This is a genomic window from Staphylococcus sp. M0911, assembly GCF_003491325.1.
Lineage (GTDB): Bacteria > Bacillota > Bacilli > Staphylococcales > Staphylococcaceae > Staphylococcus > Staphylococcus warneri_A.
Genome location: NZ_CP022881.1, coordinates 456447 through 475100 on the forward strand (window position 1 = coordinate 456447; position 18654 = coordinate 475100).

General features: G+C 35.8%; 17 protein-coding genes and 2 pseudogenes. 10 read left to right on the forward strand and 9 right to left on the reverse strand.

Features of this window, described 5'->3' with window-relative positions; all coding sequences use genetic code 11:
* Positions 1-137: 137 nt before the first annotated feature.
* The 6 genes and pseudogenes from lpdA to ssp1_RS02085 all read left to right on the forward strand — a co-directional run bounded on the left by lpdA (position 138) and on the right by ssp1_RS02085 (position 5312).
* On the forward strand, positions 138-1490 hold the full coding sequence (gene lpdA, locus ssp1_RS02065; protein ID WP_075778549.1) for a dihydrolipoyl dehydrogenase: 1353 nt from the start codon (positions 138-140) through the stop codon (positions 1488-1490).
* 66 nt (positions 1491-1556) lie between these two features.
* A complete protein-coding gene (locus ssp1_RS02070) occupies positions 1557-2510 on the forward strand; it encodes a thiamine pyrophosphate-dependent dehydrogenase E1 component subunit alpha (RefSeq protein ID WP_107536124.1) in 954 nt (317 codons plus the stop codon).
* Positions 2511-2528: 18 nt separating this feature from the next.
* Positions 2529-3569, forward strand: coding sequence for an alpha-ketoacid dehydrogenase subunit beta (locus tag ssp1_RS02075; protein WP_075778551.1), 1041 nt, complete (start codon positions 2529-2531; stop codon positions 3567-3569).
* 57 nt (positions 3570-3626) lie between these two features.
* Positions 3627-3755 (forward strand): annotated as a pseudogene (locus ssp1_RS12150) (biotin/lipoyl-containing protein); the annotation flags it as partial.
* A 216-nt stretch (positions 3756-3971) separates the two neighbouring features.
* A pseudogene (locus ssp1_RS02080) lies at positions 3972-4862 on the forward strand (dihydrolipoamide acetyltransferase family protein); the annotation flags it as partial.
* Positions 4863-5120: 258 nt separating this feature from the next.
* Positions 5121-5312: a hypothetical protein gene (locus ssp1_RS02085; RefSeq protein WP_002450408.1), complete on the forward strand. Its 192-nt coding sequence runs from the start codon at positions 5121-5123 to the stop codon at positions 5310-5312.
* A 138-nt stretch (positions 5313-5450) separates the two neighbouring features.
* Here the strand turns inward: ssp1_RS02085 and ssp1_RS02090 are convergent, their stop codons facing one another.
* Positions 5451-5738, reverse strand: a complete 288-nt coding sequence (locus tag ssp1_RS02090) for a DUF1413 domain-containing protein (protein ID WP_075778553.1) — start codon at positions 5736-5738, stop codon at positions 5451-5453.
* 190 nt (positions 5739-5928) lie between these two features.
* Between ssp1_RS02090 and ssp1_RS02095 the strand changes: the two genes are divergently transcribed.
* Positions 5929-6624: an SDR family oxidoreductase gene (locus ssp1_RS02095; protein WP_075778554.1), complete on the forward strand. Its 696-nt coding sequence runs from the start codon at positions 5929-5931 to the stop codon at positions 6622-6624.
* An 83-nt stretch (positions 6625-6707) separates the two neighbouring features.
* Complete coding sequence (locus ssp1_RS02100) at positions 6708-7940, forward strand: acetylornithine deacetylase (protein WP_075778555.1); 1233 nt, start codon at positions 6708-6710, stop codon at positions 7938-7940.
* Between the two features lie 45 nt (positions 7941-7985).
* On the opposite strand, the gene ssp1_RS02105 is transcribed toward ssp1_RS02100, so the two are convergent.
* The 3 genes from ssp1_RS02105 to ssp1_RS02115 form a co-directional block, all read right to left on the reverse strand.
* Complete coding sequence (locus tag ssp1_RS02105; RefSeq protein ID WP_075778556.1) at positions 7986-10151, reverse strand: RNA degradosome polyphosphate kinase; 2166 nt, start codon at positions 10149-10151, stop codon at positions 7986-7988.
* A gap of 61 nt (positions 10152-10212) precedes the next feature.
* Entirely contained in the window at positions 10213-11745 is a 1533-nt protein-coding gene (gene ppx / locus ssp1_RS02110) for an exopolyphosphatase (protein ID WP_002450403.1), read from the reverse strand.
* A 227-nt stretch (positions 11746-11972) separates the two neighbouring features.
* Complete coding sequence (locus ssp1_RS02115; protein ID WP_118828097.1) at positions 11973-13511, reverse strand: AbgT family transporter; 1539 nt, start codon at positions 13509-13511, stop codon at positions 11973-11975.
* 256 nt (positions 13512-13767) lie between these two features.
* Here ssp1_RS02115 and ssp1_RS02120 point away from each other — a divergent pair, with 256 nt between their 5' ends.
* Complete coding sequence (locus ssp1_RS02120) at positions 13768-14586, forward strand: SDR family oxidoreductase (RefSeq protein ID WP_118828098.1); 819 nt, start codon at positions 13768-13770, stop codon at positions 14584-14586.
* A 59-nt stretch (positions 14587-14645) separates the two neighbouring features.
* On the opposite strand, the gene ssp1_RS11885 is transcribed toward ssp1_RS02120, so the two are convergent.
* Positions 14646-14816, reverse strand: a complete 171-nt coding sequence (locus tag ssp1_RS11885; protein WP_162886112.1) for a hypothetical protein — start codon at positions 14814-14816, stop codon at positions 14646-14648.
* Positions 14817-14840: 24 nt separating this feature from the next.
* The gene (locus ssp1_RS02125) at positions 14841-15917 is read right to left on the reverse strand and encodes a M42 family metallopeptidase (RefSeq protein WP_107536126.1); all 1077 of its coding nucleotides are present in this window, start codon (positions 15915-15917) and stop codon (positions 14841-14843) included.
* 159 nt (positions 15918-16076) lie between these two features.
* Between ssp1_RS02125 and ssp1_RS02130 the strand changes: the two genes are divergently transcribed.
* A complete protein-coding gene (locus ssp1_RS02130) occupies positions 16077-16544 on the forward strand; it encodes a YehR family lipoprotein (RefSeq protein ID WP_075778560.1) in 468 nt (155 codons plus the stop codon).
* Between the two features lie 59 nt (positions 16545-16603).
* On the opposite strand, the gene arsC is transcribed toward ssp1_RS02130, so the two are convergent.
* Genes arsC through ssp1_RS02145 form a run of 3 tightly spaced genes read right to left on the reverse strand, consistent with a single transcriptional unit; the run spans position 16604 to position 18624 of the window.
* Positions 16604-17002 (reverse strand): arsenate reductase (thioredoxin), encoded by a 399-nt coding sequence (gene arsC / locus ssp1_RS02135; RefSeq protein WP_075778561.1) that lies wholly within the window; start codon positions 17000-17002, stop codon positions 16604-16606.
* A gap of 15 nt (positions 17003-17017) precedes the next feature.
* Positions 17018-18310 (reverse strand): arsenite efflux transporter membrane subunit ArsB, encoded by a 1293-nt coding sequence (gene arsB, locus ssp1_RS02140; protein ID WP_162886113.1) that lies wholly within the window; start codon positions 18308-18310, stop codon positions 17018-17020.
* On the reverse strand, positions 18304-18624 hold the full coding sequence (locus ssp1_RS02145; protein WP_075778562.1) for an ArsR/SmtB family transcription factor: 321 nt from the start codon (positions 18622-18624) through the stop codon (positions 18304-18306). The genes arsB and ssp1_RS02145 overlap by 7 nt, the downstream gene beginning before the upstream one ends.
* Positions 18625-18654 lie beyond the last annotated feature (30 nt).

Below are 18654 nucleotides of genomic sequence, written 5' to 3' on the forward strand. Positions count from 1 at the left end.
TTTTTAGTTGTAATATGTAATTAAAGGAATAAGAAAACGCTTACACAAACTATAATATTTTCTTCGCTTTTTATTTTCTTGTTTCTTTTCATTATTAAATGGCTTTTATGAATATGATATGGGAAGGGGGATATGATATGGCAAGTAACTATGATCTTGTAGTGATTGGTGCTGGACCTGGTGGCTATGTGGCTGCAATTAGAGCGGCACAACTTGGTAAATCAGTCGCAATCATTGAAAAGCAACATGTTGGGGGAACGTGTTTGAATGTGGGTTGTATTCCTTCTAAAACGTTACTTGAGTTTGGGTCTCAAGTACATCTAATCCATGCTGCTAATGATTTAGGTATCACAACGGATCATTTGAATATTGATTATCCACGTTTATTTGAACATAAGAACAACATCGTTCATACATTAACCAATGGCGTAACACAATTGCTTATGAAGAATAACGTTGAACTGATTCAAGGAGAAGCTGTGGTTAAAGATGGACTAACAATTGAAGTGAATCAACAATCACTAAAGGCGAAAGACATCATATTAGCAACAGGTAGTCAACCATTTGTTCCACCTATTAAAGGTATCGAAGATGTAAATTATCTAACAACAGATACCTTCTTTAATCTACAGTCATTACCGAAACGTTTAGCCGTTATTGGTGGTGGTGTGATTGCTACTGAATTAGCATCATCTATGGCTGATTTAGGTGTAGACGTGACGATCATTGAAGTAGCTGATGATATCTTATTGACTGAAATTGAAGAAGTACGTGAATATTTGAAAGCACATCTGGAAGAACAAGGTGTTCATATCATTATACAAGCACAAATTAAACAAGTAACATCTTCTGCTATTCAACTTGAAACCGGTGACACAGTTGAATTCGATCAATTATTAATTGCGACAGGTAGAAAGCCAAATACACAAGTCGTAAACGCGCTCAATATCGAAATGGATGGTTCGTTCATTCAAGTGAATGCATTTAATCAGACAAGTACCGACCATATCTATGCTATTGGAGATTTAGTCAAAGGTTATCAATTAGCGCATACTGCAAGTGCTCAAGGCGTTGTAGTAGCCGAAAAGTTGGCTGGATTAAATCCAAAACCTGTTAATCCTAATGAAATTACAAGATGTATTTATACAAGAATTGAAGCGGCATCCGTTGGGCTTTCAGAACAACAGGCGAAAGACGCAGGTTATGATGTAGCAGTTACTGAATCAAGTTTTCAAGGTAATGCGAAAGCAATGATTAAAGGCGAGCCTCAAGGATTTATTAAAATAGTGTCAGACAAGCAATACAATGAAATCTTGGGCGCATTTATAGTGGGACCACATGCGACAGATCTCATCGGTGAAGTATTAGGCGTCAAAGTTTCAGAAGGCACCATACATGAACTATCTCAAATTATTCAACCTCATCCATCTCTATTAGAAACAATAGGTGAAGGTGCAGATGCATTATTTAAAAAAGCTATACACATGTAATTCGCATTAAAATGTCTGAATTTTGCGACAAAACGGAATGTGATGTGTATCGCTAAAGAGGAGGAAATGACTATGGAAAAGAAACAAGCACGTTGGATTTATAAAACAATGAATGAAATTCGATACTTTGAAGAAAAAGTGCATAAAATTTTTAGTGATGGTCAAATTCCTGGATTCGTTCACTTGTATGTGGGTGAAGAAGCAGTTGCTACAGGTGTCATGTCATTGTTAGAAGATGATGATTATATTACAAGTACACATCGTGGACATGGTCATGCAATTGCTAAAGGCTGTGATTTAAACGGCATGATGGCTGAAATTATGGGTAAGAAAGATGGACTTGGCCATGGTAAAGGTGGTTCTATGCATGTAGCCGAAATCGATAAAGGTATGTTAGGTGCCAATGGAATTGTAAGTGGTGGTTTCGGCCTTGCGACAGGTGCAGGTATATCCATTAGAAACCAGAAAAAAGAAAATGTTGCCGTATGTTTCTTTGGTGATGGTGCAGCCAATGAAGGGAATTTCCATGAGGGATTAAACTTTGCATCTATTTTAAATTTACCAGTGATATTTGTTTGTGAAAATAACCAATTCGCTGAAGGTACAACACATGATTACGCTAGTGCATCTGAAACAATTGCGGAACGTGCTAAAGCGTATAACATGCCTGGTGTCAGAGTGGACGGCATGGATGTGATTGAAGTTAGAAATGCTGCTAAAGAAGCGGTCGAACGAGCTAAAAAAGGAGAAGGACCAACACTGATTGAATGTGATACGTATCGAAAATATGGTCACTTTGAAGGTGATGAACAAAAGGTTAAATCACCTAATGATCGTAATGCAGATAAAAATGCTACAGAAGAATTTAGAAAAGTAGCAATCAACGAAGGTTGGTTAACAGACGAAGAAGCAACAGAAATTGAACAAGCTGCAGAACAAGCAGTTGAAGCTTCAGTTGCATACGCAGAACAAAGTGAGTTACCAGATGTCGAATCACTATATAAAGATGTATTTGCATAAGCAAAGGGGGATATCATTATGAGTGAAAATCGTAAGTTAACATTTATGGGTGCAATTAACGAAGCAATCGATCAATCAATGGAAAAGGATGACAATGTCATTTTAATTGGTACAGATGTCTCTGGTGGTGCCAATGTGGAACATATCAAAGATGATGATACATTTGGCGGTGTATTTGGTGTAACCAAAGGTTTAGCTAAAAAGTATAGTCGTGATCGTGTTATTGATACACCTATTGCGGAACATATTACTTTAAGTACAGCAGTGGGCGCGGCAGCTACTGGTTTACGACCAATCGCAGAGTTAATGTTCAATGACTTTATTGGATTTGGTCTGGATCCTATTTTGAACCAAGGGGCAAAAATGCGCTATATGTTTGGTGGGAAAGCCAAAATTCCATTAGTTGTTAGAACTGTACACGGTGCAGGTGCAGGCGCAGCAGCACAACATTCACAATCACTATATAACATGTTTGCTGCAATCCCAGGTGTTAAGGTCGTTGTGCCATCTAATCCATATGACGCTAAAGGATTATTAAATGCTGCGATTGAAGATGACAATTTAGTTGTATTCTCTGAAGATAAAACATTATTAGGTCAAAAAGGCGAGGTACCGGAAGAACATTATACCGTAGAAATTGGTAAAGCTAATGTTGTTCGAGAAGGTAGTGATTTATCAATTGTAGCTATAGGTAAAATGGTAGCTGTCGCTTTAGAAACGGCAGACCAATTAGCTGAAAGCAATATATCTGTTGAAGTGATTGATTTACGTTCAGTGTCGCCTTGGGATAAAGATACCGTATTAGATTCAGTTAAGAAAACAGGACGACTCATTGTTATTGATGAATCTAACCCACAATGTAATGTAGCTGGTGATGTGGCATCAGTGATTGGTGATATTGGGTTTGATTATTTAGATGGACCAATTAAAAAGGTTACTGCACCAGACACACCAGTACCATTTGCAGCTAACTTAGAGGAAGCTTATATTCCAAATACAGATAAAGTTTTAGATGTCGCATCAGAATTAATCGATGATTTGAAACAAGCTAAATCATAAGTATGGGGGGTGTGAAGCATGAGTGAAAATATCATAATGCCGAAATTAGGAATGACAATGAAAGAAGGAACTGTTGAAGAATGGTTTAAATCAGAAGGTGACACAGTCAATGAAGGAGACATTATTGTCACAATTAGTTCTGAAAAGTTAACACAAGACGTAGAAGCGCCAGCATCAGGTACATTATTAAAAATCAATGTACAAGCAGGTGAAGAAGCAAAAGTTAAAGCAGTGCTTGGTGTTATTGGAGAAGAAGGCGAATCAACGCAGCAACAATCTAAAGAAAATAATTCTAAAGATGAAACTAATGATGAAGCAAAAGAAAGTGATGCAGATAACGGAAATACAAATCAAGAAGATAAGGTTCAGCAACCTAGTCAAGTAGACGCATCTCAAGAACAACGTCTATTTATTTCTCCATTAGCACGTAAAATGGCTGACAAAGAAGACCTAGATATTACACGTATTAATGGTACAGGTGGTAATCAACGTATAACTAAATTAGATATCCAACGTGTACTTGAAAATGGTTATGATCAAGCAGATCATAAGTCTAGAGAACCGCAACAAGATACATCTGAAACTGCAAACTTAGCAGCAGGAAATGTCGGTGAAGGCTTAAGTCCAATGCGTAAAAATATTGCTCAAAATATGAGATAAAGTCTTCAAAACACTGCTCAGTTGACGTTACATCGTAAAGTAGATGCTGATCATTTATTAGAATTTAAAGATAAATTAAAAGGTGAGCTACAAAACGCAGGGCAAGATGTTAAGTTAACTGTCACAACATTACTTGCTAAAGCAGTAGTCTTAGCTCTTAAAGATTATGGTGCTATAAATGCACGTTATGAAAATGGCACATTAACGGAATATGATGACGTGCATTTAGGTGTAGCAACATCACTTGAAGATGGCTTAATGGTACCAGTTATAACACAAGCAGATACTAAAAGTGTTGGTGCACTTGCCAATGAAATTAAACAGTCTTCTGAAGCGGTGCGTGAAGGTAGAACAAATGATGTACAATTACAAGGGGCTACGTTTACGATTACGAATATGGGGGCAAGTCAAATTGAATACTTCACACCAATATTAAATGTGGGTGAAACAGGTATTTTAGGTATAGGCGCATTAGCACAAGAAGTTGTTATGGATAACGGCAATGTTAAACAAGTGTCTCGAATTCCATTAAGTTTAACATTCGACCATCAAATATTAGACGGTGCAGGCGCAGCAGAATTCCTAAAAGTATTAGCTAAATATATCGAAAATCCATATCTGTTGATTTTATAGATTAAATCAAAGGAATCAATATAAAATATAGCGCACATCTAGCTTAAAGTTGCTTTATTTTAAGTAGATGTGCGCTTTAATATCTTAATTAAAATATTAATTCATATTATCATGTAGTTCTATATATGAAAGTTAACATTATTTTTACAATCTTTAAAAAGTGATATTTTTGTGAAAACAATCACAAACACCTTTTATTTTCTGAAAAATAGTGTAGTATATGAATTGTAAGGAATAAGACATGTTGGAGTGATAAAAGTGAGAAAAGTAATTGAAGAGCTTGTTTTCTCTGATGTAAGTAGCTATGAAATCTATGTCAATACTGGTGTGAACCAAGGTATTATCGGTGACATTAAAGATGGCTATTTAACCATCGATTCAATCCCCTATATCGATGCTGAAAGATTATACTACTATGGCTTAGAACGAAAAACATTAGTGACAAACTAATTCATTTTGACTCCTAATCGTAAATCAACAACTTGCCTTCATTGGTGAGCAATTGAAGGCATCATTATTATACCCCCCGTATAATTCTGGCAATGTTTATAAAGACCGTATCTCAAATGAGGTACGGTCTTTTTTGAATTATCTTGAATGTTGTTGTTCTTCAACAACTTTAAAGTTCTTTTTAATGCCGTTATAGGCATAGATAAGGTTGAACATTTTGTTTTTTGCTTTATCAACACTAGCGTATGGCATTCTGACATCACTCATTTGATTGATGTCACGTTGGAATTGCTTTTCTGCAGCTTTTTGATCAGCGATAGACATCTCTAACCATTCCTCTTTAGTAAATAAGTCTTCGAAACGAAATTCAAATGCCGTGCGGTGATTGTGTTCTCTTAATTTTAATATACGATCATGAAAAGTCATTATTTGCCCCCTATAATTCCAAAACATGTATGGTAGTTACACATTAACTTTATAACTTATAAATGAATTTTACAATCATGATTTTCAAATGTTTGAAACTTACTATTAAATAGATTGAATTCACAAACGTTTAACTTAGTAGTGTCATTGGTAATTATAAAATAATGATAAATAAAAAGGAGTTTTGAAGATGAATCAATTAAAAGATAAAGTCGCAGTCGTAACAGGTGCAGGAAGCGGTATTGGTGAAGCAATCGCAACTACTCTAGGAGAACAAGGTGTTAAAGTTGTTTTAGCTGGAAGAAATACAGATAAACTCAATGCAGTTGCTACAAAATTTGATAGCGATCAAGTTAAAGTGGTAGCTACAGATGTAACGAATCAACGTGAGGTAGAATCATTAATTGATACTGCTAAAACAAGTTTTGGTGGATTAGACATCGTTGTAAATAGTGCAGGTCAAATGAAATCCTCTAAAATCACAGATTATAAAGTAGAAGATTGGGATTCAATGATTGATGTGAACGTTAAAGGAACATTGTATACAGTGCAAGCTGCATTACCAACGTTATTAGAACAATCAAGTGGTCATATTATTAATATCGCATCTATTTCAGGATTTGAAGTAACGAAAGGTAGTGCGATCTACAGTGCCACGAAAGCAGCAATGCATACGATTACTCAAGGATTAGAAAAAGAATTAGCCAAAACAGGTGTCAAAGTCACTAGCATTTCACCAGGTATGGTTGAAACACCATTAACAGAGCATTACGACTTTAATGGTCGTAAAAAGTTAGAAGCACAAAATATTGCTGATGCTGCCATTTATGCATTAACACAACCTAGTCATGTGAATGTTAACGAAGTAACTGTACGACCTGTATAATATTTAATTCAAATCCTAACCATGATAGACTTAAATTGTAAACGTTTTAATAAAATCATTTTACATGAAGGACGGGATGTAAATTGAATCAACGTCAATTTGAGTTATTAGAATGGTTAGTCAGTTATCAAACGGAAAGTCCACCAGGTCGGAACACCGATCCATTACAAGATGATATCGTACAGTTGTTGAAACAACTTGACTTTACCATACAACGTGAAACAATGTACGAGCATGATAGTGTGGTTATTGGCACACTTAAAGGCACAGATGCCCAAGCACCTAAATTAATTTTAAACGGTCATATCGATGTTGCCTCTGTAGAAGATGATCAATACTGGACGTATCCACCATTCCAACTTACAGAGCACCAAGATTGGTTATATGGTAGAGGTGTCAGTGATATGAAAGGTGGGATGTCATCTTTATTTTATGTTTTAGAACGATTGCATCAAGAAGGACATCGACCTAAAGGTGACATCATTGTTCAGTCAGTGGTTGGTGAAGAAGTAGGAGAAGCAGGTACTAAACGTGCGTGTGAAGTAGGACCTAAAGGTGATTTAGCGCTTGTATTAGATACAAGTGAAAATCAAGCGCTAGGACAGGGCGGTGTCATTACAGGTTGGATTACAGTTAAAAGTAAGAACACAATACATGATGGTGCCCGTCATCAAACGATTCACGCAGGTGGTGGATTATTTGGTGCGAGTGCCATTGAAAAAATGACTAAAATCATCCAAGCATTGAATGAACTCGAACGACATTGGGCTGTAATGAAGCATTATCCAGATATGCCAGCAGGGGCCAATACTATTAATCCTGCAGTAATTGAAGGTGGCAGACACCCAGCATTTATTGCTGATGAATGTCGATTATGGATTACAGTACATTATTTACCAAATGAGTCATACGAAGATGTAGTAACTGAGATCGAAGATTATTTAAATCGTGTGGCACAAGCTGATGTGTGGCTAAAGGACAATCCACTTGAATTTGAGTGGGGCGGTACATCTATGATTGAAGATAAGGGAGAAATATTCCCAAGTTTTACAGTGCCCGTAGACCACCCTGGTTTTCATCAATTACAACAAGCACATCAATCGGTACATCAAACTTCATTAAAATATGGTATGAGTACGACAGTGACTGATGGTGGTTGGATTGCACATTTTGATATTCCAACTATCTTATATGGACCGGGCAGCCTAGAAGAGGCGCATAGCGTTAATGAAAAAATACAAAAAGAAGAACTTAAAAAATATAGCGATGTACTATATCAATTTTTAAAACATTGGTATCAATATCCTGAAAAATAAGTAAAAGGGCTGGAACGTTGTCGTTCCAGCCCTTGATTGATTAAATTAACGTTTGAGCGTATCGCGTAAGCGACTAACCCAACTGCCACCTCGTTTAGAACGCACGGCACGTCCGGATGGTTGCGCGCTTTGTCGTTTTAATTCTTGACCATATTTAAGTGCAACTTGCATCAAGTAGGCTTGAGAATTTAAAGGTGACGAATTGTTTTCGATATAATGATAATTACCATATTGATCTTGATAACGACCTTTTTGGTTATCAGATAGTTGTAAGTTCATAAAGTTTAATAAACGTGCGGCAATGTTTTTATCTTCTACAGGGAATAAGATTTCTACACGTTTGATCATATTACGTGTCATTACATCGGCTGATGATAGGTAGATACGTTCGTCTCCATTATTATGGAAGTAATAAATTCGAGAATGTTCAAGTAATCTACCAACAATACTTACAACTTCAATATTTTCACTGATACCAGGGATGCCTGGTTTTAAACAACAAATGCCACGAATGATTAATTGAATTTTCACGCCAGCTTGTGAGGCTTCAAATAATTTTTCAATAATTGCTTTATCTGTTAATGAGTTCATCTTCATCATGATTTTCCCATTACCATGTTCTAAGTGACTACTAATCTCTTTATCAATGCGATCAATAAAGACATCTCGTATATCAAACGGTGCCACAATCAACTTGTTATATTGTGGTTTAACTGAATAGCCACTTAAATAATTAAAGAAGTTAATCGCATCTTCAGCAATTTCGTTATTTGTCGTAATAATACTCATATCTGTATACAATTTAGCAGTTTTGTCGTTATAGTTCCCTGTACCAAGATGTACAAATGATGTTAATTCACCAGCTATTTTCTTCACGAATAGTGCGATTTTACTATGTGTTTTCAGATGTGTCATACCGTAAATGACGTGACAACCCGCGTCTTCTAACATACGTGCCCAATGAACGTTATTTTCTTCGTCGAAACGTGCTTTTAATTCGACAAGGACCGTTACTTGTTTACCTTTTTCGGCAGCTTCTTTCAAGCTCTTGATAATAGGGGAATCTTTACTTACACGATATAACGTTTGTTTGATTGCAATGGTATTTGGATCTTCGGCAGCTTCTCTAATAAAATCGACAATAGGTTCGAATGATTCATATGGATGGTGGAAGAAAATGTCACGTTCCAAAGCTAATTGATAAATGTTGTTATAGCCAAGTGAACGAGGCACTTGTGGTGTGTATTTATCGTAAGTTAAATAACTTAACTTATGAGATAAGTGATCAACTAAACCAAATAAGAAAGTTAAATCTAAAGGACCGTCTACAAAATAGACGTCGTCATCTTTAACTTCAAGTTGATCCATAATCCAACCAATATCTTCACGTACAGCAGTACGACCATCCACTTCTAAACGTACGGCTGAGCCACTTTTACGTTCTTTTAAGAAGCGTTCGATTTCAATTAATAAGTCTTCTGCACCGTCTTCGTGAATGGTTAAATCTGCATTTCTTGTGATTCGGAAAGCAAATGTATTTAATACTTCGTAACCAACGAACAGTTGATTAATAAAGAATGTAACAACATCTTCTACCATTAACACATATTGCTTATACCCCTCGTTTAAAGTTAAAAATCTAGGTATTAATGATGGAATCTGAACAATTGCTGAATTAATTGCATCTTCTGTATCGATATCTACAAAGATATTTAAACTTTTATTATTCAATTTTGGAAATGGATGATAGGCATCTATACCTAATGGCGTTAATGTAGGTAGAATTTTCGTTTTAAATTCATGATCTAGTCTATTTAATAGTGATTCTGATAAGTCCTCAGGTTGAGCCATTTCAATTTCATAGTTACGTAACTCTTCAATTAATTCATTGTAGCGATTGTATTGAATGTTAACGTACTCTGTATTTTTCTTTTTTATAGCTTCTAATTGCTCTTGAGGTGTCATTTGTGCTTTGTTTTCAGGTTTATCATAGCCCATTTTGACCTGATCTTTAAGTCCTGCAACACGCACCATGAAAAATTCGTCTAAATTCGAACTAAAAATTGATACGAAATTTAATTTCTCGAGTAGTGGATTACTAAAATCATAGACTTCTTCTAAAACTCTATAGTTAAAGTCTAACCAACTTAACTCCCGGTTGTTATAGTATTGCGGTAAATTAATATCCTTTTCTCCCAATTGAGTTTGCATACGCTTAAAACACCTCATCGTTTTTTATATACTCATGTAGTTTAAAAGTACCATACAATTATTAAGATTTTGTAAAGACGATCGTGACTTTACCTTTTAATATCTTTTCAATATGTTTTTTCTGACGATTTGCTTGATATTCTTCGGCGATGGGTTCCCCTTTGTAGAACACGTGAAGCTCATATTTATCGTCTTTCTTCGCTTTGAGTTCAACTTCTTCAACAAAGCTTGTATGAGAAATATTGAGTGCATTCACAAATTTGATAATACCACCTAAGGCTTGAATCGTTTCGGTCTCTTTACTACCGAACCAATGTGTTTCTTTGCAGTAGAACTTAAGTAGTGATTTATTTTTAAAACTTGCAAGTAATGCTAACTTAACACGATCTTTATGTGAAAAGCCGTTGATCATTGAGTTAGCAATTAGATAGTAGGTATGTGGTGAACTTGAATCAGAATCGATAAAACTACCTAAATAATAAAGATAGGCACCTTCAACGAAGAGCTCTTTATCTTTGTCGCTTAATTTCAGATCTGAACGTTTTAATAGTTGCGATAATAGTGATTCTGCTAGTTTAAGACGACGATTAGCACTGCTTGCTTCAATGTGATATTCGTTTGCTAAATGGCGTAAAGCATCTTGTCTTACATTATCTTTTGAAAATTCTTCTGGATAACGTTGACGAATGAGATTCATTACATAACCTTCACGAATACCTTTTCTTGAGAAAGTAAACTGAGTCGCATCCACTTTCTTATATAGTGTTTTAAAGACTGAAACGGCAGGTAAGATAATGTCTACACGGTCGCGACTTAATCCGTCTAGGTTAGTTAAGTCGTCTCTTGAGCTTTTACGAATTAAGTCATAGACTTCTTCGATATCTCTATCTGACATCGTGTAGTTATGAACACCACCAATAGGATAAGAATGCTCTGACTGGTGAATTCGAGCTACATTTCGTGCTGAGCCACCTACACCAACAAGTGCGACATCTTGATCATTAAGCCAGTCAAGTTGACCGAATTGCTCTGATAAGAATTTCTCCATACTTTTAATCGCTGATTTATCATTATGATCTTTGTCACCAAAGAATTGACGTTTGAGCGATACAACACCAAATGGAAAACTGTGTGCAGCCTTTAATTTTTTATCCTTAAATAAAGTGACCTCTGTAGATCCGCCACCAATATCAACTGAGACACCATCTTCAATATCAGTTGTATGTGAAATGGCATAATAGCCGTAAAATGCTTCATCCTCTTCAGGAACGATTTTAATCTCTACACCTGTGTCTTTTTTTACTTTTTTGATAATATCTTGTTGATTATTTGATTGACGAATTGCTGCAGTTGCAATTGGATGTAATTCGTCTACTTTAAATGTCGTTGCTACTTTATTAAAGCTACTTAACGCGTCTGTAAGTACTTGAATCCCTTCGTCATTCATATCGTTATCTTTAGTTAAATACTGACTTAGACGTGCGGGCGTCTTAATATTAAGGATTTCGTTTAGACCTGTGTCTTTATCAAATCCAAAAATAACAAGACGAATGGTATTTGAACCAATATCTATTAAACCAATACGTTCTTCCATCACTGCCTCCTATGTTTTATGGGAACAATTGTCATACCCCTATTTAATTTCATTTTACATGAGTTATATAAAATGAAAAGAATTTTAAGGTATTTTTCTAAGAAAATTTCATCTTTTTGTAAATCAAAAAAGATTGTCTAAGTTCAACATGTTTTCTTTCTTAATTGTACTTGAAAATAAGCCACTTCCATGTCTGTTGGAAGTGGCTTAAAGATGATGCAATCTATTTATTTTACATGTAGTGGTCCACCGGGTCCGACTGGAATACCTAGTAAGAACCAAATGAGTGTGAATAGTGTCCATACAATCGTTAAGGCGATTGAATATGGCATTAGACTTGAAAGTAGGGTGCCGAGTTTCATGTTTTTATCATACTTTTGAGCATAAGATAACAACAACGGTAGGTAAGGCATCATTGGTGTGATTGGATTAGTAATGGAATCGCCTACTCGATATATAGCCTGAGTAAAGGCAGGGTGAAAGCCGACTAAAATAAGCATTGGCACAAAGATTGGTGCTAAAATACCCCATTTAGCAGAGGCACTACCCACTAGCATATTGACGAGTGCACTTAGGAAGATGACACCAATAATCAGTACAATACCATTTTGATGTTGTAGTAATTTGGCACCTTTAACTGCTGTAATTACACCAAGGTTACTCCATTCTAGGAAGGCGAGGAGTTGTGCTGCAAAGAATACAATGACAATGAACGAGCCCATAGATGACATTGAATCAGTAATCATTTGTCCTAAATCTTTAGTGTTTTTAATTTCATGACTTAAGACACCGTATATCACACCCGGTACTAAGAAGATGACTAAGATAATGAGACCGACACCATTAATTAAAGGTGCATCATCAAGTAGACTGCCTGTTTTAGCATTTCTTAAAAAGCTATGCTCTGGAATGGCACAAATGATGAGTAACACAAGTAAGACGATGAAACTCATATTAGCCCAAAATAATGCCTTTTTCTCAACAGGTGTGATATGAGAAGACGTCTCTTCCATATCATCGTGTGCATCTGAATCGTCATACTTACCAAGTCTAGGAATAATTAACTTTGTTGTCACTAAGTGAATGGTAGGTAATAACACAACTACACTGGCTGCAATGAAATACCAGTTCACAGCTACATTGGTTTTAATCTTTTCAGATACAATTCTTGTAGCTGGTTCTGTAAATGAATAGACTAACGCATCTTGCATACCTACGACTAAATTGGCAGCAAATCCACCAACAGCAGATGCATACGCCATTGCTAGACCTGCGATAGGGTGATAACCAATCTTGATAAATAGCATTGCTGCTAAAGGTGGTAAGATAATCGTTGCTGCATCACCAGCTGTACTACCAACGATACCAATCAAAATGATGGTAGGGACGATTAACTTCTTTGGTGCTCGATTGACCACTGAAATCATGAGTTTATCGAAATAACCTGATTTTTCAGCGGCACCAATACCAATCATGACGCCTAGTACAAGCCCAAGGGCAGGGAATTCAGAAAAGTTCTTAATAGCATCATTCATAATCATGGCAAAGCCATCATGGCTTAGAATACTTTTGATATGAATAGTTTCGCCGTTACCTGGATGTTTGACGGAAACATTGAATAGAGAAACAAACCAAGTAATAATGGCAAGTCCGACACACATTAAGAAGAAGAGTACCGTTGGATCAGGTAATTTATTACCTACCCATTCGACCCCATTTAAAAATTTACTAACGATTGATGGTTTTTGCTTTGAGTTTGTTGCCATTCATGAACCACTCCTTAGTTAAATTATCTAAAAGTATAGCAAATATTACATATAATGATAAGAATTTTCTGAAATTTAAAAAGAAGTATATATGATTCGTTAGTAAATGTAAATTCAATATGTGTGATCAAGATCTGAAGTATTTATTTTGAATTAAAGCGTTATCATTGTCATTACGGCGTTTAGTCCTATTATGAAAGTGGAACAACAATACTAAGATTTCATTTTAGGAAAATATTGAGGAGAGTGACGTTATATGAAACGTTTAGAGAATAAAGTAGCAGTTGTGACAGGTGCAAGTACAGGTATTGGTCAAGCTTCTGCCAATGTATTAGCCCAAGAAGGTGCACACGTCTTGGCTTTAGACATTTCTGATCAATTAAATCAAACAGTTGAAGATATTAAACAACAAGGTGGACAAGCGACAGCATTTCAAGTAGATATTTCTGATGAGCAACAAGTTCAAACCTTTGCAAACCAAATTAAATCGGAATTTGGGCATGTAGATATATTATTTAACAATGCGGGTGTTGATAATGGTGCAGGACGTATTCATGAATACCCAGTTGAAGTATTTGATAAAATTATGGGTGTAGATATGAGAGGTACATTCTTAGTAACGAAATTCCTTTTACCGTTAATGATGGATAATGGTGGTTCAATCATTAATACGGCTTCATTCTCTGGGCAAGCAGCAGATCTTTATCGTTCTGGTTATAATGCTGCTAAAGGTGCAGTGATTAACTTTACGAAATCCATTGCTATTGAATATGGTCGTGACAATATCCGTGCTAATGCGATTGCACCGGGCACAATAGAAACACCATTAGTAGATAATTTAGCTGGTACGGCTCAAGATGAAGCGGGGCAAACATTCCGTGAAAATCAAAAATGGGTGACACCATTAGGACGCTTAGGTACACCAGATGAAGTAGGTAAATTAGTAACATTCTTAGCGTCTGACGATAGTTCATTTATTACAGGTGAAACGATTCGTATTGATGGTGGCATGATGGCATATACATGGCCAGGTGAAATGTTAAGTGATGATAGTTGGAAGAAATCAATCAAATAATCATATATAAGCAAAAAGCCAAGATGTCCCAGGAAATAAGTGACATCTTGGCTTTAAATTTATTTGAGTTGCTTTGCACATGCTTCACATAACTTATATTGTTGGTCGGCCCAACCGCCTAAGTGAGTATATCCATGAAGATCATTACCTTTAACTTTAATATAGATAGGATCATCTTCTTTAAGTTCACATTGACAATGAGAACATTTTAAAGGGCCAAATAGTCTCATAAAGTCACCTCCCAAAGGATTAGCTTACCATTTGATATTGTTATACGTATGATCATTTAATGAGCGCACAATTTCAGCAACAAGACGTACTGAACGATCATAATCATCTTTATGAATGACCGATACATTAGAGTGCATATAACGAAGGGCGACACCCAATGTAATTGTAGGAATACCTTCATTCGCAACATGAATACTACCTGCATCAGTACCGCCACCAGGTGTAGTATCCCACTGAACATCAATATGATGTTGTTTTGCGACTTCTTTGACATGTTGACGTAATCCTTCGTGTGCGATACTTGAAGCATCCATCATAATGACAACAGGGCCCCCACCTAAATAACTGTCACTTGTTTGACCCGACAAACCTGGCGTATCAAATGCCACTGCCACGTCAACCGCAATGGCTAAGTCAGGTTGAATGGTTTGTGCAGCCACTTTCGCACCACGTAATCCAACTTCTTCTTGTACTGTGGCACCTGAATATAAGTTAATATCTATCGTTTCATCTTTTAGTTCATTGAGAACGTCGATAGCTAATGCACAGCCATAACGATTATCAAATGCTTTAGCAGTCATATATTTATCATTCGCTAGTGTTTCGAATTCACTGTATGGTGTGACCATATTGCCAACTGACACGCCGGCTTGCTCAGCTTCTTCCTTACTATTCACACCAATATCGATATACATATTTTTAATGTCTACGGTTTTCTTACGTTCTTCAGGAGATAGTACATGTGGTGGTTTAGAACCGATAATACCTCTTAATGCTTTACCATCATCTGTTGTTACAGTCACTTTTTGTGAAAGCATGACTTGGTTCCACCAACCACCAATTGGATTAAATGATAAATAACCATCTTTATCAATTTTAGTTACTAAGAAACCCACTTCATCCATATGTCCTGATATTAAAATAGATTTAGAACCATTTGTGGCGGTCTTTTTACCGAATATACCACCCAAATTATCTTCTACGATTGCATCACTTATTGGTGATAAATAATGTTTCATTATAGACTTCACTTGCATTTCTCGACCTGCAATACCATTGGCAGCAGTCAGTTCTTTAAGTAATTGTATAGACTCAGTCATACCATCATCCTCCCAATCATTAGTTACATATAGTTTAACATAGGACATTTAATGATATGTATTGATGGAAATGTTTAAGGAATAAGGGTATATTAATATCAATAATAAATCAGGTAATGGTACCATTGCCCCAACAAACAAGTGAGAGAAGGCGATCATATGAAAAAACTAGTTTCACTTCTAGTAGTTATCGCATTAAGTGCGATTACACTAGCTGCTTGTAGTAAAGAGCAAACGAAAACGTTCGAGGGTGACGTTAATGGTAAACAGATTATCACGTCGCTTACATATAAAGGTGACGAAGTATTGAAACAATCTACAATAGGTACTTTGAAATATGATGATTTAGGTATTGATAAAGCACAAGCCAAAGATATGTTAAAGAAAGATGAGAAGGCATTTAAAGGTGACAAAGGTGTATCATTCAAAATTGATTACAAAGATGATAAAGCTGTGGAACATATAGATATCGATTACGAAAAAGCTAATATCGATCAATTGAAGAAAAAATTAGGCTTTGTATCAGTCAAAGGTAAAAATAATAAAGTAAGTTTAGATAAAACAGTTAGCCAAAAGAAACGTAATGGTTTGAAAGAAAAAAGTAATATGACCGACCATGACGATTAATAATAAAAGCCAGTACATGCAATTGCTATCGCATGTACTGGCTTTTTATTTTATGTGTTTTATTGTTGTTGATTAAAGTTTTCGATAGCTACTTTAATTTCATCTCTAACACGTTGGAATTCTGACCAATCTTTACCGGCTGGGTCGTCGAAGCCCCAATGTTCTTTCTTTACTGATGGTGGTATAGTAGGACAGTGTTGATCAGCATGGATACACAATGTAACGACTAAGTCAGCACGATTTAGAATATCTTGTTGTATTAAATCTGATGTATGTTGTGAAATATCGATATTAACTTCTTTCATAGCTTCGATAGCCTTTGGATTTACACCATGTGTTTCAATACCGCCTGAATATACCTCCCAACTTGAATCTAAAATATTTTCAGCAAAGCCATGAGCCATTTGACTACGACATGAATTGCCAGTACAAATGAAATAAATGATTTTCTTTGTCATGTTTAGAACTCCTTATTAAAAAATAATTAACGTTAAATATAAGCCTAGTAATGTGAAGAATAGGACTGGAATAGTAATCACAATACCTGTTTTAAAATATGTTCCCCAAGAAATTTTGACACCTTTTTGTGCTAATACATGTAACCATAATAATGTCGCTAGTGAACCAATCGGTGTGATCTTAGGACCTAAATCTGAACCAATCACATTACTATAGATCATACCTTCTTTAAGTGAATGAGATACGCCTGACTGACCAATCGCAATCGCATCAATTAAGACAGTTGGCATATTGTTCATCATTGAAGAGAGAATAGCTGAGATAAAGCCCATACTCATAATACTTGCGAATAAACCATGAACGGAAATATGTGATAGTGTATCAGCTAATATAGTTGTGATACCGGCATTTTTCAAGCCCAAAACGACTAGATACATACCAATTGAAAAGATAACAATATTCCATGGTGCCCCTTTAATGACTTGTTTCGTATGAACGGCTTTGGATTGTCGTGCGAGTAAAATAAAAATGATGGCAATGGCACCCGCAATCAATGAAACAGGTATTTGTAGCCATTCACTTACGAAATAGCCAATCATCAATACTACAAGGACAATCCATGAGATGCGGAATAGACGTATATCTTTTAAGGCAGATGACGGATGATTGATATGAGTGGTATCGACACGTTTCGGAATTGATTTTCTGAAATAAATCCATAAAACAACGATACTAGCGATTAATGAGAATAGGTTAGGTATTATCATACGACTCATATATTCACCAAAACCTATGCCGAAGTAATCGGCTGAGACAATATTAACCAAATTACTAATAATCATTGGTAGCGACGTCGTATCTGCGATAAACCCGCTTGCAATAATAAATGGAAAGACCATTTTCTCATTGAATCCTAAATGACGGACCATAGCTAAAACAATAGGGGTCAAGATTAATGCAGCACCGTCGTTGGCAAAGAAAGCAGCGACAATCGCACCAAGAATCATGATTAAAACAAACATGATGAGACCGTTACCTTTAGATGCTCGCACCATGTGTAATGCTGCCCACTCGAAAAAGCCGATTTGGTCTAGAATTAACGATATCAATATAATTGCGACAAAGGTGAGTGTGGCATTCCAAACAATTTGAGTCACTTCAACTACATCTGAAAGGCTAACAACACCTGTAATGATTGCGATGATGGCACCAATGACAGCAGTAATACCAATATCTAATCCTTTCGGTTGCCAAATTACAAAGACGAGTGTGATAAGGAATATGACGATAGCAAGGGTTGTCAACATGAATGATCACCTCGTTTCACTGACTGACATACACACTGATCATGTGTTGTATTAATAAGGTTTAAATTATCAATGATTTGTGTGTAAAATTCATGATTTAATTGATAAAAGTGTTTATTGCCTACCTTTCTAGTTGTGACAAATTGATATGTAACTAAAACTTTCATGTGGTGACTTAATGTAGGTTGGGAAATTTCAAAATGTTGTAGTAAATCATACGCACATAGTTCACCACATGATAAAATATCTAAAATTTCCAATCGATTTTCATCGGATAATACTTTTAATATAGATGCTAATTGTTGATATGACATAATGACCTCCAAAACATATATAGATTACCA